Origin of the sequence: Vibrio marisflavi CECT 7928, assembly GCF_921294215.1 — a bacterium.
Taxonomy (GTDB): Bacteria; Pseudomonadota; Gammaproteobacteria; order Enterobacterales; family Vibrionaceae; genus Vibrio; species Vibrio marisflavi.
Window position 1 is genome coordinate 1 of the sequence record NZ_CAKLDM010000004.1, and the last position, 19,592, is coordinate 19,592.

Sequence of the window (19,592 nt, forward strand, 5' to 3'; positions counted from 1 at the left end):
TTTATTTGGCTGTTTTTCTAATTGCTCTTTCTCAGCTCTTACCGCAACGAGTTTAGTCTCTAACTCATCTAATAGAGGTAAGTCATTTTTAGCGCTAAGAATTTTAGCCTCAGTTTCTCTTTCTAATCTAGCCAGTCTCTTAATGAGTTGTTTGCTGGTGCACTTACGGCTATTTACAGCTGTATTGATAGTAAGGTGAAGCTGTACAACATTGTTTAGCAGCAATGGTTCTTTAAAAGCATTAGAGCTTCTAGAGAAATACATCGGGGCCGCTTCTAGCAGCTCTTCATTTGCTTGTTTGAGAGTGTTTACTTTCTCTATGATGCGTTGAGTGATTTTTGATTTACTTAAAACACAAACAATTCTTTCGTCAAATAAGTCTGCATCACCGGAAGTCGTCACGCTTTCCGAATAGAAAGCATGCTTACTTAACGCAGTTCTCATCTTCATGTCTGCCTGGTCTTTAGCTGCGAGCAGCAGATTGACAGTGTGCTGGTCAATCTTAGCGTTTGTCGCGTTTTTCTCAGTCATGTACACCTCAAGGGTATTGATATCGTGGGGTAGTAACCAGGGGCTTATATATTGGGGCAATGCTTGTGTATTCACGTCGCGAGGTTAAGCCACTGTATTGCAAGCATAGCAAATAAAGTTCACGTTAGGAATGGCAAGGCAGAGATTTACGATAACTTGTGACAATTCATGCCACGCGTGTCATAGCTAAATTTCTAGGAAAATTAGTTGGATATATAAAAGCTTAATTATTGTAACAAAAAAAGAGAATTGAGCATGTTATGACACTTTTGGTACAGGTTTAGGGATTGCTTGTCATTGGATAGTGTAGGAGCGTCATGCCAGCCCAGACGCCATAGCCTAGAGTAAGGGCTAGCGGTTCACAGCGTTCACTCTAGGAAGTGCCAAGATAGTGCGTTGAAGATGTCGGAGTATGAGAATGGGAAAACATCGAGTGTTGACTTGCTCATTAAGTGCCGAGTAGCAAAGTAAACAGCATTGGAGAATGCTTGCTGTGCGCCATTGTCATCAATCGAGAAGAAGTCATATAGATTGAAGTCATCTGCTAGCTTCTCTAAAAGGCGATTGCCAATCGCTGTTATTATCTCGTCTGTCATATGAAGCCTATATTATTATACATTACCTAGCCCGTTAAATTTTATATGGATTGGGCGCCGTTGATTATGTCAATTAACGGTAAGAAATTCCAACAAAAAATAAAGAAAATATAAAATTATTCTATTTGTCAGAATCTATCTAATTGTACAGATATACAATTGTAGATTTAACTATGCAATATATCGACTAACAGGTAGGGAGTAGTGGTAATATAGAGATCCAGAGTACACCATCTAAGTTACAGTTTTGTCAGCAAAAATGCACACCTACTTTTTGCGTGTGAAATTTTACACTCTACGGCAAAAGTTGTTCAGTTAATGATAATAACCACGTCAGAGTGTATCAATGAGCTAGGTTTTTTTATTGTAGCATGACACAATTTCTAACAGTTAGATAAAAGATAACATGACTTTTATTAAGGGAAGTCTTAAATGTTAAATAGGCATAAGAATAATAACAAATGAAGCATGGAAATAACTACAAATTTAATTTAATAAAAGAGAACTTGGAATATGCCATTAAAAGCAGAGGGGAGACTAAGAATTCATTTTCTAAAAAAACAGGAATAACCAGAACAACTCTATATAATATTTTAGGAGAAAAAGTAGATAACATTCAGATACAGACTATAGAAAAAATAGCGGCATTTTTAGGAACAAGTAGAAGCATTGTAGAGAGCTACAGTGTGGAATTTATAGAGAAGAAAAGCCAACTAATGTCTGTAGATGGAAATCAGAATCCCATCTGTGTACCTGTTCTAAAGGGCTGTGAATACTCTCCTTTTAAGCACTCCGCTATCGGAGAGCTGGTTTCTTTGGTCCCTATAGTTCCGTATTTTGGTACAGAAAACAACCTGCTGGGGATTGTTGTAGATGTGCATGTGAACGGAGACTACAAGGATGGGACTCTTTTGATAGTAGAGAGGTATAAAATAGATGCACTTGCAGATATTGTGTACTTAGATAAGAAGGATCTCATCCAGGTTCGGGGAGCTGATTATAATCTAAGGCAGGGAGAAATTTTAATAGGTTGTGTGAGAGGAATTAGAGTTAATTATCTAGCACATAGTTAGTAGGGCTAGATGGCATTAGTAGCAATGCACATTAATCAATATGGCAAGGCTAGTTAACTATCCTGTTCTTTAATCCACAAACTACATAATTAACGTAATCATTTCAGCTAGTAATGTTTTTATCATTAGTATTATTAAGATCTATCTTAATATAAAGATAGCATCTTGCTAGTAACATCTAATTTATACATCGTGCCTGTTGGTTTATTTCGCCATTTATAGAAATGATGGTGCAAACTTTTTCTTACACTAGACCACCACTCTATGAGTGTCGTGGTTTTTCTTTTTGTGTCTTACGTGACATTGTAACGCGTAACGTTACGTGGGCAATTCCCCCCGGTAGGGCATAAGTTTTTGAATTGCAGTTGTTTAGTTTCATTTCTTTAAGGAAGTGAAACTAACTATAGGTGTACTCGGAAGGCCTTTCTTGCATTGTTATGGTTCTATATCTATATAAATCAATCACTTACGTTGTTTTGGTCTCGATGTCGGCAAACCTTGAAAACGCTCAGTGATGAGCATTATTCCTATGGAATATTGTGGCATATTGGCTGCATTTTGCTCGCTCCTGGTGCTAATTTCCGTAGTGAGAGCGGCGTAACAATTCCTATGGAATATTATGTAATATAAAAAAGTGGCATACTACACTAGATAATACAGAGAGTTACTGTTAGTATGCAGTTGTTCCCATTCCTAACGCCTTTTTTAGTGGTTATTTAAAAACAGCATGTTAGGTGTTATTGTTTGGTTTTATGGTCCGTTAATTTTTTTTGGCGTGTGGGTTTGGGTGTCAATTGGAGATATTACATAGGAATAATATTGAATGGATTTTGATAGTGAAGAGCTAGAAAAGCTCTATATTGAGTCGGTCAGAGAGATCGTTGGCTCTGTTGGTGGCCAGCAAAGCGCGGCCAAGCTGGCTAGTGAGTATAACGGCTACACAATTTCCCAGGGTAGTGTGAGTAAAGTGCTGACCGGTGCGATGGCACCAGCAAAAGTCTATAACGCGCTCCGCTTCGCATTTCACCAAGCCGAACGGGAAAACTGGACAAAACGAGCCACAATTATGATGGTGGAAAAATTCGGTTTTTGTCCGATTTATCATGATGTAGTGCGTATTGATGAAGTCTTTGGGTTGTTCGCTGGGTGCATGGTCCTGGGTGGCAAGTTGCACATAGCAGTGAGAACAGATTCAGAAACCGTTGAAACCGTAGATGCTAATAAAATGGAGTTTTTATAATGCCGTCATTTCCCGTTAGAGACGTTGAAGAGCTAAGAGAGATCATCAAGAGAATGGATGAAATCAATCCGCTCATAGCCATGATGATAGAGTTTGAGACTAGGACAGGGCTTAGGTTCGTAGACGTAAGCAAGCTCAAGTTTAGCGACCTAATGATTAACGGCGTGGTTCGTCGGTCCTTTGTCGTTGTGCAGTCCAAGCCTTATCACGCCAGGCTTAGACACATGTCAGAAAAGCAAGCCAGGGAAAAGAGCAAAGTGACGATCCATGTTAACGACCAGTTGGAAGAGTTGATAAAGCGCATATACGTAGCCAATGGCAAGCACAAGCTCTTGTTTCAGTCCGATCACCACTTGGCCAAGCCTGATACAGCGTTGTCTATTCAATATGTTAATCGTGCTTATAAGCGTATCGCAAGAGATCTACAGCTGCCGTATTCACTGTCTACGCACTCTATGCGTAAGACCTTTGCCATGTTCCTACTTGATCAGCAGGCTTCAATGAAAACGATTATGGAAGCACTGGGGCAGAGCAGCTTAAGTGCTACTCAGCATTACTTAAATACCTTTATGGATGAAACCAAAGAATACACAACGAACATCGATTTCTAGGGCAGAGCATGAACATCAATAGTCAGTACCGAACAGTGTCACCAGAGCACGAAATATCCATCATTGAGCTAGCGCCAAGCAGCATAAAAAGGCGTTTAGATAGCCTGTCTTCACTGCATACGAACGACGAAAAGACGCTTCGCTATGGTAAGTTGGCCATCAATGCATTTAAGGGCCGCAAACCAAGCGAGAAAGTGATGCAAGTTATGTATAGCAACATGGATAACTACATCAAGCGATTGGGCGTCACATCAAAGAGCATTTGTCGTAAAGGCTGCGCTCAGTGCTGCACTCAACCAGTCAGCATGACCAGCGTTGAAGCGAAATATATCAGTGATACATACGGCATTGATGCAAGCTTTGACAGTTCGCGCACCAGTGAGGGTATGTGTCCGTTCAACAAAGACAACCAATGCAGCATTTACAGCGCCAGGCCTATAGAGTGTCGACTGTTTCATGCATTTGAGAGCCCAGTACTGTGTTATGAGGACCGTGGCCAGAGTACGTTCTCAATAGAAAGTGAGCCATATTTCTCGGCACTGCAGAGAGAAATGAGTGAATTGGGTGATCGAGAGGGTATTTTCGATATTCGCCATTGGTTCGCATAAGCCAATTAGTTGTATTGTATGCGCGATTTGCGCACGTTAGTTACGTTTAGAGAAGTACGGTAATGGAAAAAATCAACAAGTCAGTTATTCCTCAGTGGGCCAATGAGATCCTTTTTTCTAAAGGCCTGGGCGTTGATGCTAAAGAAGTGCAACAGCTTGTCTGGGATTACTTTGTCGAACAATTTGAATGCATGGACGTTGGTGTAACAGAGCTAAGTCTGTACTTTGGCCATCTTATTGATGAAGAGTTGAAGAAAGGCACGATAAAACAAGCTCGCGAGATGTTTAACAAGCAATCTATACCATCACGCCGCAGAAAGAATAAGCCAGTAAGGCACTCTGAATTAACGAACTTCACAGAGAAGTACGCAGATTATCTTGATGATGATGATCAGGCACCAGCACCGAACGTAGCGCTAGAAGAAGCCACCAGCACCAATCAGACAGAATATGAGCTTCTTTACGAAGCGTACCAGGCACTAGAGTGCAATGACGAACAGCAAAGACAAAAGACTCTCTCTAAGCTGAGAAAGTTTTTCGAACAAGTTAATGGCCCGAAGCGGTAACAAGCACTTTGGAGCAGAGAGTTTGAGGTGAAGTAAGTGCTATTATCCCTAAATTTGCCTTATACACCTCATTCCTAACGTTAGACTTTATAAAAGCATTAAAAAGAGTATGATTGCGGTAATTTACAAAGTGACGTTTTGTTGGTTACAAATTGAGGATTTGTTGTGGCGTTAGAAAATATCTTGTTGGCTGAGTTTAAAAGGCTGGTGAAGAACGGGAAGCAACTAAGGCTTGTTTCCCAACAGCAAACGAATGGCTACTACGCCATTCTAGCAATTGATACCGATTCATCAATAGGTTATTCCGTTCGCCATGCAAGAGAAAACAAACCGCGCACCTGGCGGCTCGATAGGCTAGGGGAGCTGCTACACGATATGGGCGTAAAACAATTCGAAGTCAGAGGGCTTTATTAATGGATTTTCCAAACATAAGAGACATCAAGAAGCGCTTAGCGAGCGCCGTATTCGATAAATCAAGCAGTGACGCCGTAACGGTGGATAAAACAGACCTGGCAGAGCTACTTATCTACTTGTCTTGTAAGGAAAGTAAGTTAAGAGAAAAGGGGTTTACTCATGATCAGCTTTAGAAAGCGGGTAAGAATCGTCAAAGGCGTATATCTGAACTTCGGTAAGACTGGTTTGAATAGTATCTCAATGGGGCCAAGAGGCATCACATTAAGCATTGGTCGCCAGGGTGTCTATATATCAGGTTCGCTGGTGGGTACCGGCCTGAGTGCTAAGAAATGGCTATATAAAGCAAAGAAAACGAAAGCATTAACAACTAAGGAGAGTGGCAATGAATAACGATGTAACGCTGAGTGGTTTCTTAGATGATGTTCGTAACCATGAAATGACTATCAAGGCTGATACTGACGAATTCAGAAGCCTCACGTTCTCTCACCCAAAGACAAATAACAAGTACTTCAATATCACGACCTGGGGCTATCACTTATGTATCAGTGGCGACATGGGAACGTATGTGTTTAGCCGTCTTAACGACATGTTTGATTTCTTCCGTAGTGAAACGATGTATGTAAATCATGGCTACTGGGGTGAGAAATTAGAGGCTATTTCTAAATGGGGTGGCCAATACGAGTTCTGCAGCTCGCTAGTCGTCAACAGCATCAGAGCGCGTGCAGCTGAGATATGTGAGCAAATTGAACATTATGTCGGTGAAGAGCAAAAAGCACTAGGAAAGAGCAACCAGGAGCTACAGGATGAGTTCTTGGAAGAGATTGATCAGCTGATTAGCTTTCATGATTTTGACGAGTATCGCTACGTATCGACTGTAGAAGAGTTTCATTCTATTACGCTTGGTGGGAATCCGTTGCTAGATGACGGCTATTTTGATTGGCTGCAAGACAAAGAGCTGTCATATCAGTATCAGTGGTGCTGCTTTGCTATTGTGTGGGCGATTAAGCAATACGACCGGTACCATAACCCAATAGTGATACCTTCTCACTACCAGGCTCTACAGAGTGATGTAGAATAAAAGTACGTTCGTGAGAGGGTGATATAAATGAACCTAAGCAGACCGGCATCAAACAGAGAAGAGACGAGAGCGTTTTTAGAAGCGCATCACTCGGGCTTTCACTTGCCTGATTATGTCGTTCCAAGTGGTTATATTCTAGTGGCCAACAGCCCTAAAACTACTGCCGATGGCGTAGTGCAATCTATCTGCTTGATTAGCACCAGCGGACCTCAACCCGAGACGGTTTATAAGGTTAAAAAAATCGTTAGGGATTGCCCTAATGCTTACCTACCTATAGAGAACTGCACGCAATTGATAGTGTGGCGTCAGTTTGATGGTGTTCACTCTGATGTGCTCAGCCGCTTTGCTAGACAAGTATTTAACTTTCTTCTGCAGTCTCACAACATCATGATCACCGATGAAGAGCAAACGGATGATGGCCGTCGCTTTTGGCTTAACCGTATCAGTGAATCTTTCTCTATGTCTGATAGGAATGTTTACTACATCGATCTCAATAATGTCGATGACCAGCTGGTGCCTATTGTAGAGCGCATACGTGACAATGAAGAAATGATGGATGAGTACTACGAGAAAGGTTGGGGCAATAATGAGGACCACAAGAACAGAGCGTTCCTAATTTCCAAGCTAAACCTGTCTTAATTGAGCTTGAAGCCCAACAGAAAACAAAAGGCCCGTTTTTGGGCCTTTGTTGTATCTATGTGAATTGATTAGACGATAGTGTATTGGTATTCGTGGGCGTTCTTGATGGCCAACTGCTCGAGCACATAGATAACCAATGATAGGGTTTTAGTTGAGGTCTCTTTACCGCTTAGCATGCGACTCACATTGGACTGGGTGAACGTAGCGCCAGTCTCGCTGGTGAGCGCTTTTGCAACGTCGCCCTGGCTTGGGTACTCGCTGGCCAAGCCATTCAACTTAGTAACCAAAATGGACTTATCAGAATTGGACACTTGCTACCTCCTTGTATATGAACAGTTTAAAGCGATATATGCGAGTCGCATAACTCAAGAGTGCGGTATGCGACTCGCATAATGCCTAGCCTAAGAGCTGGCATAGAGCTGAAATGAATAGTGTTAATTGCTTAAGAACAAGCGCTATACCACCTGCGTACAGCAGGAATGGATGCGCTCTAATGAGTTGTACAATTTCATGATCTTTTCTCAGTGATTGAATGATTAAGTAAATATATTTCATTGCGTTTTTTATAACGTTAGAAACTATTCACCAGCCATTCAAGCCTATATCAAGGTTTTTCTATTTTTAATCGCTCTCTCAAGTCAGCTGGTGCCAAGTAGCCAAACAAACGGCCTTTGATTGGGTATTTGATAAGTAACCCTAAACTAGCCAGTTTATCCAAGTAGGCTCTTGCTGCAGTGGCCGACACGTTAAACTCAGTTTGGCACTCCTTCACCGTAAACTCGCGCCCTGCATGCTCCAAGGCCTTTTTGAGAATGGTAATGTGTGGCAACTTAAACTGATTGAAGTAGGGCGACGTATGCAGGTCGAGCCTAGTTTTTTGTATCTCTTCAATCTTTCTTTCAATGTACGTCGTAAACTCCCCAAGGGCGCGTATGATGATATTGAGATTGAAGTCGATAAAGTGCGTCACATCGAAATTGTCTATTTCCGTCTTAACAAAAGCTCTCGCATACTGTTTTGGAGCGTTCTTGAACAATGACGAAATAGAAATATATTCAAAGTTCTTGTAACCACTTTTGAGCATGAACCAATAGAACAGGGCTCTTGCGGTTCTACCATTACCGTCCAAGAACGGGTGAATGTAGCCAACCGTAAAATGAATGATGATGGCTTTCACTATTGGGTGAATGAACTCAACGTCTTCGTGCTCTTTGTTGCTAAAATTAATCAAATCCAATAGAAGAACACCCAATTGCTCTACATCAGGGGCAATATGGATCGTCTCGCCAGTTAAGTGATCTCCGACCTCTATGGGTTCTTGCCGGAATTTTCCAGCAGTATGGCCGTTTTCGCAAACTTCCTGGGTGGCAACTTCATTGAACTCCATAAGTAAGTCAACGCTCATTGGTTCACTGGACTTCTCTTTAGCAAGCTGCATAAGGCGATAGTTGTTTACTATCATCTTCTCAGAGAAATCTCTTGGTTCCCGACCTGTTGAGAGCATTTCCTTAGCAACGGGCCGAGTTGTTGATGCGCCTTCTAACTGTGAGCTAGTGATCGCTTCCTCCATGGCTAAAGTGGCGGATAGGTAGTCCTGTCTATTTCTCTCATTCAGTGCTAGGTGGTCTAACGTAGATAATCTGTCAATTTTATGGATTTTTGCCATTGACGCCGAAGGCGAGTACATGAACGGTAAATATTTACTGCCACCAAGGCTAGCGTATAAACGGTCAATATTCACCAGGCCACGATAAAGGTTAAGGGCATGCCAAGCGGCTTCTTTGTGTCCTTTGAACTGAGACGACCTAGCTTTAAATTCATCCCAAGATAAGTAATTACCCTTAGAATCAAAACCACTATTAGGTTGAAAAATCAGTGCCCTCATATCTTTTGGTAGTGTGGAAAACTCATTTTCCTTACTAGCTGGTGGCGGGACTTCTAGGCCTAAGACTTTCTTTGGCATGGTAGTAAACAAACCTTTTTATAAACTTTGTTTAGTTATCATAGTTGATTTATCTATGCCTTAAAAGCGCTGTAATGACTCATAAACAAAGAGGTGGAGCTATGTTGGTTTATCTAGGCCCAATGAGCCAGCGTTTAAGGCTAAGATGGGAAGTTAGTTTCATTACTACAGAGAAATGAAACTAATTTTATAGGGTTAAGAGGCTACGCTGCCGTTGTTCGGAAGAATGTATGTATCGATACAAATTACAACAACCGTCAGATTGAATTCCTAACGGATAACTATTAATACTGCTTGCATATAATAATAACAGCGTGTTAGGCTTCGTTTCAATTCCTAACGCCTTTTTGATTAATCCTTTACCATCAAGGCACAAAAACAAGAGAGTCCCACTATGATCAACCTAAGCAATCTTTCAACAATTCTTCTATCTGAAATTTCAAAGCGTCCTGTTTCTGGTTACGATTTAATGAAAGGGATAAACAAATATTGGAAAGCAAACCACCAGCAAATTTACAGAGAACTACCAGCTCTAGAGAAAAAAGGGCTGGTGAAGCACGACGTATACCCACAAGAAGGCAAGCCAGATAGAAAGGTTTACACCATTCTTCCTGCAGGCCTTAACCACCTTGCGACCAAAAAAAGAGCCTCGGCGTGTCCGTCTTCGTTCCCAACTCGTCACGATTCCATTGCCATGCTTCACATTGGTAACAGCAATTACTTTATCGCTGCAGAACAAAGCTTAGTGAATGATATTGCAGAGCTTGAGGCAAGAATCGCAGAGCAAAGCGACAGTAAATTAGCGCTTATCATGCGTCGTGAATTAAAGATCCTTAGCTCTGAGCTTGAGTTCATCACTGAGTCAATTTCATTGCTAAAAAAGAGCGCTTAAGCCATGACAGTAAAGGTTCGCAAGCGTTTTTACACCGACAGCAGAGCAGATCAGCAAATATCACGTCGCTTTGCCATCGCGCAAATTAATCAATCGACAGTGAGATACAAAGGACAGCTGTTAGAGCCAGTTGGCTATCAGATTTTTCAAGACGGGATTGAGTTTGAATGTATCGACCACAGGCAGTCGTACTAATACAAAAAAACCGCCACTAGGGCGGTCCATTTGTGACTACTTCGTTGCCATATTGGGCAAACAAACTGGTAACGAGGATTAGTCATGTTCATAGCAGAACAAGGATAGGGTAGTAATTTTCAATGAAAATGACAAGCGAAGAAAGAGCAGAAAAGCTTATATTACAGCGAAATGCAGCCAGGCAGCGTGCGATTGAGCGACAACTGGCCAAAAGGAACGATCCAGCCGAACAGCAAAAGCAGCGAGATAAGCTAAAAGCCAGGATTGAAAAGCAAAGAGCTAAGTACAACGACCCTGAGTACCGCAAGCAAATGCGAGAGAAAGCTTTAGCCAGGAAAACCACTAAACCTAAAGCTAAACCCAAGTCTACAAGAGGACTGAAAGGCAGAGCGGCCACGGCCAAAGAGACGCAAGTTATGAATAAAATAGGGCAGTTATCCTGCATTGCTTGCTCTCAACATGGTCGCAATAGTCCCATTATTTCACTTCACCATATAAAAGGGAGAACCACGGCCAATGCTCACATGTTTGTATTGCCTTTGTGTGCTTTTCATCATGACACTTTGTTAGAAAAAGCGCAGCGCGAACGGTACCCTGACATGATCCCGATTCATGCAAAAGGCAAGTATGGAGGGCGTAAGCAATGGAAAGACCAGAACGGCGACGAACTATCACTTTTGAAGATCTGTTGTAAACAAGCTGGCTTAGATTGGGACCACAAGGAAAACTTACCTTTAATCCATTCCTAACGTTACACACACAATATGGTACTTTTAGGGCTCAACCGTTGGTTGGGCCTTTTTTAGTGCTATCCTACCTATCCCCCTCTACAGAAAAGCGTCTTTAGTGAGATTGATATGTCACAAAGACGAATTGCAGTGCTCACGCTATCCATGGCTGAGCCTAGACTTATGCTTGCTGGTGCCAAAGATGGCCAGCTGCACATTATCGAATGTAAGCGTTTAGAGCGCTCCTTGCATGCTCTAAAGAAAGCTCTACCTGAGAAACTTGAATCGCTGCGCAAGAAAGGCTTTGTTCTACTTGTTGATGAAGTGGTGCCTTGCTTTGCTCAATATGGTCGCAGCGCCAAACTGTCCGACATCGATGCACAGAATAAGCCCGTTGTTGTCTCTGCTATGGAGGCCTACCAAAATCTATCTGCATACCAAGCCATTCACTATCCCAAGGGATTAAGTAGCAGTTTTGAAATATCGCCTTCCCTGATCGAAGAGGTTAAAGGCCCAGACGGCAAGGCTTCATACCATATTAACTGGGCTGAACTTAAGCCCGATACCGTAGCGCTTCTCTTTGCTGTTTATGCGGCCACACAAGAAAGTCTCTTTGATCATGCTTCCATAACGGAGCTATTTAAGCGTATTCAAGCAAAACCCAAAGTAGACCCGCACCAGCGCTTTAGAAACATCATCAAAAAAGTAAATGATATGGGGGCACTATGAGTAGTATCCCTCGCTTGTCGGACCAAAACATATCCGACCCTATCTTACGTGCGCACTATTACAAAATCGTCAATGACTACATAAACAGTACGTCTAGCGAGCTGGTGACATACATCATTCAAATGAGTGAAGAGTACCGGCCCGACTTAGTTTCTTATCGTGTGTTTGGCTCAAAAGACCTGGCATGGCTTGTTTGTTTGGCCAGCGACTTAGACGATACAGCGGACCCGCTACCCGTCGGTGAGACTATCTACATGCCTACTGCAGCATGGATTCGTCGCTCTATGCGTCAATTCCTTACTGATATGGGACTCGCATAATGCCCGTATCTAAGTTTGAGCCAGAGAAGAAGCAAAACGATACTTTTGCCAGTGCGGGATTGAGTGAAAAGCACTTCAACCAGCTGTTCAATAAAATCCAAGTTGCTCAAAACAAGGCCCGTCGTAGTGCCAAGCGAACGTTAAAGCCCAATACGCTAAACAATCCGACTTCTAAAGCACTCAAAGCATTAGGGGAAAAGGCAAAAGGCGTAGGGTTTACCAAAGCTGACTTAGAGAAGTTTGATAAGAGCCGTAATCAGCACATCAAGAAATACGACAGTAAAACTGATGGCATTACTTATGCGTTCCTGGTGAAAAGCTCTCGAAAGATCGATATCGATAGGGCCAATAACCGCGTTGATGATGGGACCGGCATTAACCTGGCCACACTGAGCGGCATTAAGGGCAATATTGCTTATATACGCGTGAAAGCCTCTGACGCTTCAAAGCACGAAGAACATCGAGTAAAGGTTCGATTCGACCAATGGGACGAGGTTTTGAATAACCCGCCAGCTGGTGACTATCTCAAAGCAACAAAGCTTGCTTGTGCAGGCCGTATTTCATTCGATTGCGATTGCGGTCGTCATCAATATTGGTACCGCTACTTAGCAACTATGGGCAACTACGCCTTAACGCCACCCAAAGAATTCGCCTTTCCTAAAATACGCAACCCTGAGTTATCCGGTGTGGCGTGTAAACACGTACTCAAAGCAACAACCATGCTGCAGTCCTTAGCTTGGCATCGAATCTTAGGCAAACAAATGGAACTGCAGGCTAAACGTGTTGGGTATGGCAGCGATAACCGCCTGCATACGCTCACCAAAGCAGAGAAGAAAGAAGCTAGCAAGAACCGCAAAACCAAGGTGGACCAAACCGCCGCGCAAAAAGAGCATGCCAAGTACCAACGCGCTCAAAAAGCGATGGCTAAGCAGCTGGCCAAGCAGAAGAACCAAACCGAGCACAGTAAGTCCCAGGCTCGAAAAATCCGCAAACAAGGCAACAAAATCAAGGAGCTCAACGACATGCTTAAAGTTGGTTTCCAGAACTTCTCTGATAGCTACAAAGCAGCGGGTAAGAACAAACAAGATGCTATTAGAGATTTCTCAAAAATGATGAATGTTTCTGAGAGCAAGCTAAAAAGGTTAGTTCAATGACTGCAGTAAGAAAACCGAGATATCAAAACCACGACCCCTTTAATGCGATTCTTAGAGAAGATTGGATCAAGTCCATTGCTTTATCGCCTGATTCCTTTGAGGCCTTTCTGTATCGTCCAGTGGACCAAAGCACCAGCGATGACAGCGAAAGCAATTACGAAGAGGAAACGGTAACAGAGCTCGATACCAACCAGGATACTTTGACCTATTCAAATCCAGAGCTGGTGCCTGTTTTAGATTGCCCAGGTGAACAAGAGTCGTTTTTCATGATGGATGATAACGGCGATAACTTGGGAGAAGGTCCAGATCCATTATTGCTAAGAATTGGAAGCACTCACGTTCCCACCGGTACCGTTTTAGAGTGGGATGAAGAAACGGCCAGCGGTACCCGAACCGTATGGTGGTATGTGCACAAAGCGATGGGCTATGGCGCCGCGCAAGTGGGCGTGATTTACGTATGTATACCAATGCGCGATTTTAACCAAGCACCAGCAACAGAATAAGGCTTCCCCCGCCTAAAAACAGCGTCACTTCAACCAACTGGAGTGATCATGACATTTAAAATAAGCCGAAAACAAGTCCCTGCAAGCGCACGCTTATTGCCAGCTTTGGCGCCAAATTGGGGATATGCAAACCACTTTCTGAATTATGGCTGTGGTAAGTACCCAGAGCTCACAGAGCACTACCTCAATAACCGTTTCATGCAGATCCAAAGCGTAACGAACTACGACCCAAACTCTCATGCAGAGGGCGTAGTTAACGATATTAACGAGCTTAAGAATCAACGTTACTGCGTTGCGCTGTGTGCCAACGTTCTTAATGTGTGTGAAGACCTAGAAGCAGTCCTGGCAGACCTGGCGCAAATTGATTTTGATTGTTGTGTTATTCAAATCTACGAAGGCGACCGAACCGGCGTTGGCAAACCAACAAGAGACGGATATCAGCGAAATGAGGTAGTCGCTGATTATGTCCATGCTATTCGCTCCAACTTCCATAAATTCGACGTACAGCTGCACCGTTCTCGTAAATGCATCACCATTCTGAAAGGCAGAAAGTACTATGAGTGATATTCTCAGCGACTTTTCGATCCTCTGTGATGAAGTCTTTAGCGGGAAAACAGAACATACGGACCTGACGGATATAGACAGGGCCGTTGCTGGCTTTTTTCAGCATGTTATCGATACGCTGACGGTCACAGATACGAAACGAAAAGAGAATCAAGAATTCGCACGCTTTGTGGATAGAGACAAATCAACAAAGCTCTACACTGGCCGATTTACCGATCCCAACCATTTCCTTCAAAAGCTGGTTGGTAAGCTTGGTGACAAGGTGAAGAACGAAAGGAATCACGTTCTACCCACCAGCTATATCACGCGAGATCAGTCCCTTGTCTTCTCTGATGGCTCTGATTATACCGATATGACCCAATCAGCGACATTAAACACAGAGAGCGGTGAAGCGTATGCGTACCTCAACAAATCATTCCTAAAGCTCAATTATGAGTTAACAGTGATTGCCTGGAGCGAGCCGGCCCTTATTCGCATCATGCTTGGCATCATGATGTGGTTGCGACATACAAAAAATGGGCGCCAGCATGTATTCAAAGCAAAAACGATGATCGCTGGTGCGCCGGTAGAGAGTGCTATCACGATTACATCACCAAGAGACGTCACAAGCAGCGTTGTTGATCTCTCCTTGGATGAAACGCGTCTTGTTGGTATGAGCGCATCCTTTGAAGTCGCTGTAGAAGTGTTTGAAGCAGAAGAGGTAACACAAAGCATCGGTACGCTTGCGCTCGATGAAGGAGGCCTCATTGTCTAAGCAATATGTACTACTGCAGAAGGTCACAGTTAAGCCTCAACAAAACGCAATTGCGGATTCAAAAAACGCAATTGCGGATTCAAAAAACGCAATTGCGGATTCAAAAAACGCAATTGCGGATTTAGACGTGTCAATTGATGATATTCGTTCCTGCGCGTACATAGAAAGTATTTCCATGGATGGGGTAAAACTCATCTTGGAAATATCGGACCGCGTATCGACGTATCGTGATGATTACAACATTAAGGAACTGACAGAACTTGAAGTGACCTTTGCTGATCCTGGTGGACGTGGTGATGAGGTTTGGATAGAAACCTTTGTTGTTCAAAAAGCCAGGACCGAAAGCGGACTTCTACTTGTCGACTTGTTTGGGAAAACCACTCACGAACTCAAGCAGCCAGCGTTAGTGCCAACGTTTTTCACTGCAATGCAGCCAAAGGCTATTCTGCAAAAGTTACTTCCTGGGCTTACTGTTGATGCAGATTCATTTGAAAAGGGCGCGACATATCACCTCAATGCTGGTGGTACCAAGGCTAGGCTAATTCGAAACATGGCCAGGGACTTTGGGGCTTATTGCTTTGTGTGTCGTGGCGTCGTCTACTTCAAAGCGATAAAGAATATGGATATGAGCGAGAAGTTTAAGCTTGAGTGTGGCGATCCTAATGCTGAAACAAGCTTCTCTCACTTCACTATCCTGGGCGAAAAAGAGCTGTATGACCGCGTACTCAACAAAAACTACATTTCATGGGATACCGTCAATGGAATGGAGCAGGGCAATAGCGCGACAACTGGCGCCACAACACTCGTCAGTGTGAATCAAACCAAAGCCCTCAATAACCAACAAACCTATATAGTGCCAATCCTAGATATTGAGCTCACCGGCAACTCAAAGTTCATGCCTGCAGCGTGCTGTTCTGTACTATTCCATAAGCAATTCTCAGGTAACGATTTAGACGAATCACTACCCGAAAAGCAAATCATTACTCAAGTGGTGCACTATCAAGAAGGCATCCGATATCACTGCCGATTAGAGCTAGGGGAGCGCTGCATATGAACGAACTCTACCGCCGAACCAATGTAACCAATAAATTGCAGGGCAGCTACCAGGCTCAAGTCGTCAACGTGGAGCATCCAGACGGTTTGTATATGGCTTCTATTCGCTTATTGGGCCTATGGGATGCAATCTCTGACGATGATTTACCCTATGCTGAGTTTCTATTGCCACTCGGGGCAAAGCCTAGCGCTGGCCATGCAATCCCTGTCGAGCCTGGCGATTATGTATGGGTAGATTTCCCGCGTAATGGCGATAGCCGGTACCCAAGAATCACCGGAAGTCTTTACTACGCACCCAATCACGAATCCAACTTACCCGATGAAATCAATGGTAAAGCCTACACACCTAAACGCAGCGCAGGGGAACCAACCCCACCAGCTTATAACCTCAAAGACGATCTCTATCAGAGGTTTGGACTCAGAGAGCACAAAACGAGTAAGGGCGGGTGGTCCATCACTCATGTAGCGACGGGTACCGCTATTGAAATCACTGAAAACGGTCAATTGGTTGTGCATGCAGAAGGGGACCAATTTCAAAGCGCTACCGGAAAACAAACCACTCAATGCGGAGAGTTAACCATTCAAGTAAAAGGCAATGCCAAGGTTGAATCACAGGGTGAAGTCAGTGTAACAGCAAGTGGAAGTGCGTCTATCGATGCAGCCAGTATCGAGATCAAATCCAAAGGTGACGTCAATATTAACGCTGGTGGCCAATTTGCTGTTAAAGCGAAAGCCGCACCATTCACATTAGGGTAGGAGAGAACGTATGCCAGCTGTATGTGTAGTCGGCTCTGCCGATTCTGGCCATGATGGTTTCTGTTCTGGTGTTGTGTCTACGGGGCAACCTGGATTAACGGTCAATGGCGTGCCGGTGGCAGGGAATGGCGATATGTCGATGATACATATTAAGCCCGATACGCCACCTCATGTCGGCGTCATTGTGGCCAACTCACTGTTAACCGTGAACGGGGTACCCATTGCCAAAGTGGGCGATGTGACAGCGTGTGGCGCTGCCATCGTATCAGGAAATTCATTATTCACGATCGAGTAAATCATGCTTAATACACCAGAAGACTTAGAGAAGTTCAGAGAATTTAACGCGGCGGGTGGTTTAAAGCAGCCAGAAACGCTCACAAAAGGCCTAGAGCTTAAAAGCCAGGCAAACGCATTAGATAAACAATACAGCGATTGTGTCATCACTGATGTGGACTATGACAGTGCCGGTGTCGGTGGTTTAGTCGATGCAATCAACGAGTTGGTAAAAGAAACTCAGGATGCAGAAAACGCTCTCGATGCCTGGAATGGGTACATCAAATTAGCTGCCGATCCAACGGACCTGGAACAAGTAGCCCAGGGCGTCGACGTGCGTTGCAAGCTCAATGATGTCGATAATGATCAGCCATGCGCGTCAATTATCCCCATCGGTGAACTACTCGGCACTGAAGTACCGAGCTTCCAAGAAAGCAGCCTAAGCCGCTAACTTTTCTTTTTTGACGCTTCGCTGGACACTGCTAGTCGAGCTTTTGGCTCGGCCAGTCTTACGATTGCCTCCACGTCCACTATCTGACTTAGTTCTCAGAACTCCATCGTCAGACAACACCGTTCCAGTGTCTAATATTAGGTTAATTGCCCGTTTCTTAATGACCAGTGACGCATTTCTGTCTGCGTTGTCAGCATGTCCACAGTTAACACATTTAAAAACAGCTTGGTTTTTACGGTTATCTGGATGAGTGTGTCCACAGGTGGCACACTCCTGACTAGTGTAAGGGGCTGGGATTTTAAACACGGCTTTACCTGCTTGGTAAGCCTTGTATTTGGAATAGGTTTCTATCATGTGCCAGCCAACGTTCAGGATGGACTTGTTTAGTCCGGCTTTCTGTTTGGCTTTGTTTGACAGATAGCGGCCTTGTTCGTCTTGCTTCGCTTTTGGTTTGCGCGTCATGCGTGACGTTTTCAGTGCTTCGAAAACAATGACCTTTGCTTTGCTATCGACAAGAGAACGACTGGTCTTATGCGCAAAATCGTTGCGGATATTCGCTTTTTTAGCATGATTCGTAGCAATTCGATGCTTAGTTTTGCTCCTGCGATTTGAGCCTTTTTGTTGGCGCGCTAGCTTACGTTGCAGTCGCTTAATGTAGCGATCTGCTTTGGTCACGTTCTTTTTCTGATTGTCGCAGAAATCGAACGTCATTGAGCCAGCATGAGCAGGGACAGCAACACCACGATCTACACCAATAGTGTGTTCTTCCAGATACTCTTTGCTTGAACCTTGCAGGAACGCCAAATGTTCATCATTGCTAGATAGCTGAGATTCATTTTTCCCGTTCTCATAGCAGAAAGACACATAATATTGACCACGCTCTTTACGTACATACAGCGAGTTCGGGATCTCGAATTTGCTATGCGCTTTAAACGATAAGTAACCAATATTATTAGTCTTCGTGCCGATGAATAGGCGTAAATTGCCATCTTCACAACGGTCAAAGCGAAACACCTCACGAGTCAGGTAGATACTGCCTCGATCAGTTTTAGGTTTGCGCTTAGGTCGCCCACACGCGCCTTTAATGAATTTTTGGTAAGTCTGATACCAGTTAACGGCAGAGTTTCGGATTATTTGGCTGGGGCATTTAGAAAGCCAAGGCGTTAACTCTTTTGACTTGAACTGCGATGCCTTCTGGTCAATCGGTGCATACGTGCCAATGGGGTAATACTTACGTGCAAAAGTGCGGTAATACCTTTCCTCATCGACTTTGGCATTCCATATACTACGCGCACAGCCCATCCACTGGCTTAAAACCAGTTTTTGGTCTGGTGTAGGGTTAGCGCGTAGCTTGATGCCAGTGAGCATGTAGAACCTTTTGTTGTTATTTGCATTTGATATTATTACACTTTATCGACAATAGTCAATCTAGCGTTAGGTTTAAATGTACGAATGGAGAACAGGCAGAAGCTGCCTTTTTAAGAATAATGCTCATCTAGTATTTGTTACTAAATATCGCAGAGGCGTTTTCACCAAAGAGATGCTGGATAGAACGCAAGAGATAATGGAGGAAACGTGTAAGCAAATGGATTGTGAACTATTAGAGTTCGGTGGTGAACATGATCATGTCCACTTGATGGTATCTATTCACCCGAAAGTAGCTGTATCGAATTTGGTGAGTAAACTGAAAGGAAAATCGTCATACATGCTAAGGCGTGAGTATTGGGAGCGCATAAAGACAATGCTTTGGGGTAATCACTTTTGGTCGCCTAGCTATTGTGTTGTGTCATGCGGTGGTGCGAGTTTGGATGTGGTTAAGCAGTACATCGAAAACCAAAGCGCACCACCAAGTGAAAGAGCCGTAAAAACATCACGCGCTTTAAGTCAGAGAAAAGACTAGT

29 protein-coding genes are annotated in these 19,592 nt (G+C 43.6%); 24 read left to right on the forward strand and 5 right to left on the reverse strand.

Annotation, left to right across the window (positions count from 1 at the left end; translation table 11 throughout):
• Both L7A31_RS21245 and L7A31_RS21250 read right to left on the reverse strand, forming a co-directional pair.
• On the reverse strand, window positions 1-531 hold a 531-nt coding region (locus tag L7A31_RS21245; RefSeq protein ID WP_237363827.1), incomplete at its 3' end, for a hypothetical protein.
• A gap of 368 nt (window positions 532-899) precedes the next feature.
• Entirely contained in the window at window positions 900-1,127 is a 228-nt protein-coding gene (locus L7A31_RS21250; protein WP_237363828.1) for a hypothetical protein, read from the reverse strand.
• 461 nt (window positions 1,128-1,588) lie between these two features.
• On the opposite strand from L7A31_RS21250, the gene L7A31_RS21255 reads away from it, so the two are divergent.
• The 10 genes from L7A31_RS21255 to L7A31_RS21300 all read left to right on the forward strand — a co-directional run bounded on the left by L7A31_RS21255 (window position 1,589) and on the right by L7A31_RS21300 (window position 7,356).
• Window positions 1,589-2,200: a helix-turn-helix domain-containing protein gene (locus tag L7A31_RS21255; RefSeq protein WP_237363829.1), complete on the forward strand. Its 612-nt coding sequence runs from the start codon at window positions 1,589-1,591 to the stop codon at window positions 2,198-2,200.
• 823 nt (window positions 2,201-3,023) lie between these two features.
• Window positions 3,024-3,440, forward strand: coding sequence for a hypothetical protein (locus tag L7A31_RS21260; RefSeq protein ID WP_237363831.1), 417 nt, complete (start codon window positions 3,024-3,026; stop codon window positions 3,438-3,440).
• On the forward strand, window positions 3,440-4,051 hold the full coding sequence (locus tag L7A31_RS21265; RefSeq protein ID WP_237363833.1) for a tyrosine-type recombinase/integrase: 612 nt from the start codon (window positions 3,440-3,442) through the stop codon (window positions 4,049-4,051). Before L7A31_RS21260 ends, L7A31_RS21265 begins: the two co-directional genes overlap by 1 nt.
• Before the next feature lie 8 nt (window positions 4,052-4,059).
• Complete coding sequence (locus L7A31_RS21270) at window positions 4,060-4,659, forward strand: YkgJ family cysteine cluster protein (RefSeq protein WP_237363834.1); 600 nt, start codon at window positions 4,060-4,062, stop codon at window positions 4,657-4,659.
• Window positions 4,660-4,721: 62 nt separating this feature from the next.
• The gene (locus L7A31_RS21275; RefSeq protein ID WP_237363836.1) at window positions 4,722-5,225 is read left to right on the forward strand and encodes a hypothetical protein; all 504 of its coding nucleotides are present in this window, start codon (window positions 4,722-4,724) and stop codon (window positions 5,223-5,225) included.
• Window positions 5,226-5,390: 165 nt separating this feature from the next.
• Entirely contained in the window at window positions 5,391-5,639 is a 249-nt protein-coding gene (locus tag L7A31_RS21280) for a hypothetical protein (RefSeq protein ID WP_237363839.1), read from the forward strand.
• Window positions 5,639-5,812, forward strand: coding sequence for a hypothetical protein (locus L7A31_RS21285; protein ID WP_237363844.1), 174 nt, complete (start codon window positions 5,639-5,641; stop codon window positions 5,810-5,812). Before L7A31_RS21280 ends, L7A31_RS21285 begins: the two co-directional genes overlap by 1 nt.
• Window positions 5,799-6,029, forward strand: a complete 231-nt coding sequence (locus L7A31_RS21290; protein ID WP_237363845.1) for a DUF4236 domain-containing protein — start codon at window positions 5,799-5,801, stop codon at window positions 6,027-6,029. The genes L7A31_RS21285 and L7A31_RS21290 overlap by 14 nt, the downstream gene beginning before the upstream one ends.
• Window positions 6,022-6,717, forward strand: coding sequence for a hypothetical protein (locus L7A31_RS21295; RefSeq protein ID WP_237363846.1), 696 nt, complete (start codon window positions 6,022-6,024; stop codon window positions 6,715-6,717). The genes L7A31_RS21290 and L7A31_RS21295 overlap by 8 nt, the downstream gene beginning before the upstream one ends.
• Window positions 6,718-6,744: 27 nt before the next feature.
• Window positions 6,745-7,356, forward strand: coding sequence for a hypothetical protein (locus tag L7A31_RS21300; protein WP_237363847.1), 612 nt, complete (start codon window positions 6,745-6,747; stop codon window positions 7,354-7,356).
• 68 nt (window positions 7,357-7,424) lie between these two features.
• On the opposite strand, the gene L7A31_RS21305 is transcribed toward L7A31_RS21300, so the two are convergent.
• Together L7A31_RS21305 and L7A31_RS21310 are read right to left on the reverse strand one after the other, a co-directional pair.
• Complete coding sequence (locus tag L7A31_RS21305; protein WP_237363848.1) at window positions 7,425-7,667, reverse strand: hypothetical protein; 243 nt, start codon at window positions 7,665-7,667, stop codon at window positions 7,425-7,427.
• Between the two features lie 293 nt (window positions 7,668-7,960).
• Window positions 7,961-9,319, reverse strand: coding sequence for a Fic family protein (locus L7A31_RS21310; protein WP_237363850.1), 1,359 nt, complete (start codon window positions 9,317-9,319; stop codon window positions 7,961-7,963).
• Between the two features lie 394 nt (window positions 9,320-9,713).
• Between L7A31_RS21310 and L7A31_RS21315 the strand changes: the two genes are divergently transcribed.
• The 13 genes from L7A31_RS21315 to L7A31_RS21375 all read left to right on the forward strand — a co-directional run bounded on the left by L7A31_RS21315 (window position 9,714) and on the right by L7A31_RS21375 (window position 17,691).
• Window positions 9,714-10,211, forward strand: coding sequence for a PadR family transcriptional regulator (locus L7A31_RS21315; protein ID WP_237363851.1), 498 nt, complete (start codon window positions 9,714-9,716; stop codon window positions 10,209-10,211).
• A 3-nt stretch (window positions 10,212-10,214) separates the two neighbouring features.
• Window positions 10,215-10,406 (forward strand): hypothetical protein, encoded by a 192-nt coding sequence (locus L7A31_RS21320; protein WP_237363852.1) that lies wholly within the window; start codon window positions 10,215-10,217, stop codon window positions 10,404-10,406.
• Between the two features lie 122 nt (window positions 10,407-10,528).
• Window positions 10,529-11,155: a Ref family recombination enhancement nuclease gene (locus L7A31_RS21325; protein WP_237363853.1), complete on the forward strand. Its 627-nt coding sequence runs from the start codon at window positions 10,529-10,531 to the stop codon at window positions 11,153-11,155.
• A 108-nt stretch (window positions 11,156-11,263) separates the two neighbouring features.
• Entirely contained in the window at window positions 11,264-11,863 is a 600-nt protein-coding gene (locus L7A31_RS21330) for a hypothetical protein (RefSeq protein ID WP_237363854.1), read from the forward strand.
• The gene (locus tag L7A31_RS21335; protein ID WP_237363855.1) at window positions 11,860-12,183 is read left to right on the forward strand and encodes a hypothetical protein; all 324 of its coding nucleotides are present in this window, start codon (window positions 11,860-11,862) and stop codon (window positions 12,181-12,183) included. Before L7A31_RS21330 ends, L7A31_RS21335 begins: the two co-directional genes overlap by 4 nt.
• A complete protein-coding gene (locus L7A31_RS21340) occupies window positions 12,183-13,337 on the forward strand; it encodes a phage tail protein (RefSeq protein WP_237363856.1) in 1,155 nt (384 codons plus the stop codon). The genes L7A31_RS21335 and L7A31_RS21340 overlap by 1 nt, the downstream gene beginning before the upstream one ends.
• On the forward strand, window positions 13,334-13,840 hold the full coding sequence (locus tag L7A31_RS21345; protein ID WP_237363857.1) for a hypothetical protein: 507 nt from the start codon (window positions 13,334-13,336) through the stop codon (window positions 13,838-13,840). Before L7A31_RS21340 ends, L7A31_RS21345 begins: the two co-directional genes overlap by 4 nt.
• 48 nt (window positions 13,841-13,888) lie before the next feature.
• A complete protein-coding gene (locus L7A31_RS21350) occupies window positions 13,889-14,404 on the forward strand; it encodes a hypothetical protein (protein WP_237363858.1) in 516 nt (171 codons plus the stop codon).
• Window positions 14,397-15,158 carry a hypothetical protein gene (locus L7A31_RS21355; protein WP_237363859.1) on the forward strand — a complete coding sequence of 254 codons (762 nt, stop codon included), beginning with the start codon at window positions 14,397-14,399 and terminating at the stop codon, window positions 15,156-15,158. The genes L7A31_RS21350 and L7A31_RS21355 overlap by 8 nt, the downstream gene beginning before the upstream one ends.
• Entirely contained in the window at window positions 15,151-16,212 is a 1,062-nt protein-coding gene (locus tag L7A31_RS21360) for a hypothetical protein (RefSeq protein ID WP_237363860.1), read from the forward strand. The genes L7A31_RS21355 and L7A31_RS21360 overlap by 8 nt, the downstream gene beginning before the upstream one ends.
• Window positions 16,209-16,967, forward strand: a complete 759-nt coding sequence (locus L7A31_RS21365; RefSeq protein ID WP_237363862.1) for a hypothetical protein — start codon at window positions 16,209-16,211, stop codon at window positions 16,965-16,967. Before L7A31_RS21360 ends, L7A31_RS21365 begins: the two co-directional genes overlap by 4 nt.
• A 10-nt stretch (window positions 16,968-16,977) precedes the next feature.
• Window positions 16,978-17,262 carry a PAAR domain-containing protein gene (locus L7A31_RS21370; RefSeq protein ID WP_237363864.1) on the forward strand — a complete coding sequence of 95 codons (285 nt, stop codon included), beginning with the start codon at window positions 16,978-16,980 and terminating at the stop codon, window positions 17,260-17,262.
• A 3-nt stretch (window positions 17,263-17,265) separates the two neighbouring features.
• Entirely contained in the window at window positions 17,266-17,691 is a 426-nt protein-coding gene (locus L7A31_RS21375) for a hypothetical protein (protein ID WP_237363866.1), read from the forward strand.
• Here the strand turns inward: L7A31_RS21375 and L7A31_RS21380 are convergent.
• On the reverse strand, window positions 17,680-19,059 hold the full coding sequence (locus L7A31_RS21380) for an RNA-guided endonuclease InsQ/TnpB family protein (RefSeq protein WP_237363868.1): 1,380 nt from the start codon (window positions 19,057-19,059) through the stop codon (window positions 17,680-17,682). The two genes, L7A31_RS21375 and L7A31_RS21380, sit on opposite strands and share 12 nt — an antisense overlap.
• 76 nt (window positions 19,060-19,135) lie before the next feature.
• On the opposite strand from L7A31_RS21380, the gene tnpA reads away from it, so the two are divergent.
• Window positions 19,136-19,591 carry an IS200/IS605 family transposase gene (gene tnpA, locus L7A31_RS21385; protein WP_237363870.1) on the forward strand — a complete coding sequence of 152 codons (456 nt, stop codon included), beginning with the start codon at window positions 19,136-19,138 and terminating at the stop codon, window positions 19,589-19,591.
• Window position 19,592: the final 1 nt, after the last annotated feature.

Excerpts from the sequence above, each read along its gene's own strand:
- L7A31_RS21355 (WP_237363859.1), top strand. The coding sequence starts at position 14,397 with ATGAGTGATATTCTCAGCGACTTTTCGATCCTCTGTGATGAAGTCTTT.
- L7A31_RS21255 (WP_237363829.1), top strand. The coding sequence starts at position 1,589 with ATGAAGCATGGAAATAACTACAAATTTAATTTAATAAAAGAGAACTTG.
- L7A31_RS21300 (WP_237363847.1), top strand. The coding sequence starts at position 6,745 with ATGAACCTAAGCAGACCGGCATCAAACAGAGAAGAGACGAGAGCGTTT.
- L7A31_RS21315 (WP_237363851.1), top strand. The coding sequence starts at position 9,714 with ATGATCAACCTAAGCAATCTTTCAACAATTCTTCTATCTGAAATTTCA.
- L7A31_RS21265 (WP_237363833.1), top strand. The coding sequence starts at position 3,440 with ATGCCGTCATTTCCCGTTAGAGACGTTGAAGAGCTAAGAGAGATCATC.
- L7A31_RS21285 (WP_237363844.1), top strand. The coding sequence starts at position 5,639 with ATGGATTTTCCAAACATAAGAGACATCAAGAAGCGCTTAGCGAGCGCC.
- L7A31_RS21350 (WP_237363858.1), top strand. The coding sequence starts at position 13,889 with ATGACATTTAAAATAAGCCGAAAACAAGTCCCTGCAAGCGCACGCTTA.
- L7A31_RS21290 (WP_237363845.1), top strand. The coding sequence starts at position 5,799 with ATGATCAGCTTTAGAAAGCGGGTAAGAATCGTCAAAGGCGTATATCTG.
- L7A31_RS21370 (WP_237363864.1), top strand. The coding sequence starts at position 16,978 with ATGCCAGCTGTATGTGTAGTCGGCTCTGCCGATTCTGGCCATGATGGT.
- tnpA (WP_237363870.1), top strand. The coding sequence starts at position 19,136 with ATGTACGAATGGAGAACAGGCAGAAGCTGCCTTTTTAAGAATAATGCT.
- L7A31_RS21275 (WP_237363836.1), top strand. The coding sequence starts at position 4,722 with ATGGAAAAAATCAACAAGTCAGTTATTCCTCAGTGGGCCAATGAGATC.
- L7A31_RS21250 (WP_237363828.1), bottom strand. The coding sequence starts at position 1,127 with ATGACAGACGAGATAATAACAGCGATTGGCAATCGCCTTTTAGAGAAG.
- L7A31_RS21340 (WP_237363856.1), top strand. The coding sequence starts at position 12,183 with ATGCCCGTATCTAAGTTTGAGCCAGAGAAGAAGCAAAACGATACTTTT.
- L7A31_RS21310 (WP_237363850.1), bottom strand. The coding sequence starts at position 9,319 with ATGCCAAAGAAAGTCTTAGGCCTAGAAGTCCCGCCACCAGCTAGTAAG.
- L7A31_RS21380 (WP_237363868.1), bottom strand. The coding sequence starts at position 19,059 with ATGCTCACTGGCATCAAGCTACGCGCTAACCCTACACCAGACCAAAAA.
- L7A31_RS21325 (WP_237363853.1), top strand. The coding sequence starts at position 10,529 with ATGAAAATGACAAGCGAAGAAAGAGCAGAAAAGCTTATATTACAGCGA.
- L7A31_RS21270 (WP_237363834.1), top strand. The coding sequence starts at position 4,060 with ATGAACATCAATAGTCAGTACCGAACAGTGTCACCAGAGCACGAAATA.
- L7A31_RS21375 (WP_237363866.1), top strand. The coding sequence starts at position 17,266 with ATGCTTAATACACCAGAAGACTTAGAGAAGTTCAGAGAATTTAACGCG.
- L7A31_RS21320 (WP_237363852.1), top strand. The coding sequence starts at position 10,215 with ATGACAGTAAAGGTTCGCAAGCGTTTTTACACCGACAGCAGAGCAGAT.
- L7A31_RS21365 (WP_237363862.1), top strand. The coding sequence starts at position 16,209 with ATGAACGAACTCTACCGCCGAACCAATGTAACCAATAAATTGCAGGGC.
- L7A31_RS21335 (WP_237363855.1), top strand. The coding sequence starts at position 11,860 with ATGAGTAGTATCCCTCGCTTGTCGGACCAAAACATATCCGACCCTATC.
- L7A31_RS21295 (WP_237363846.1), top strand. The coding sequence starts at position 6,022 with ATGAATAACGATGTAACGCTGAGTGGTTTCTTAGATGATGTTCGTAAC.
- L7A31_RS21345 (WP_237363857.1), top strand. The coding sequence starts at position 13,334 with ATGACTGCAGTAAGAAAACCGAGATATCAAAACCACGACCCCTTTAAT.
- L7A31_RS21260 (WP_237363831.1), top strand. The coding sequence starts at position 3,024 with ATGGATTTTGATAGTGAAGAGCTAGAAAAGCTCTATATTGAGTCGGTC.
- L7A31_RS21330 (WP_237363854.1), top strand. The coding sequence starts at position 11,264 with ATGTCACAAAGACGAATTGCAGTGCTCACGCTATCCATGGCTGAGCCT.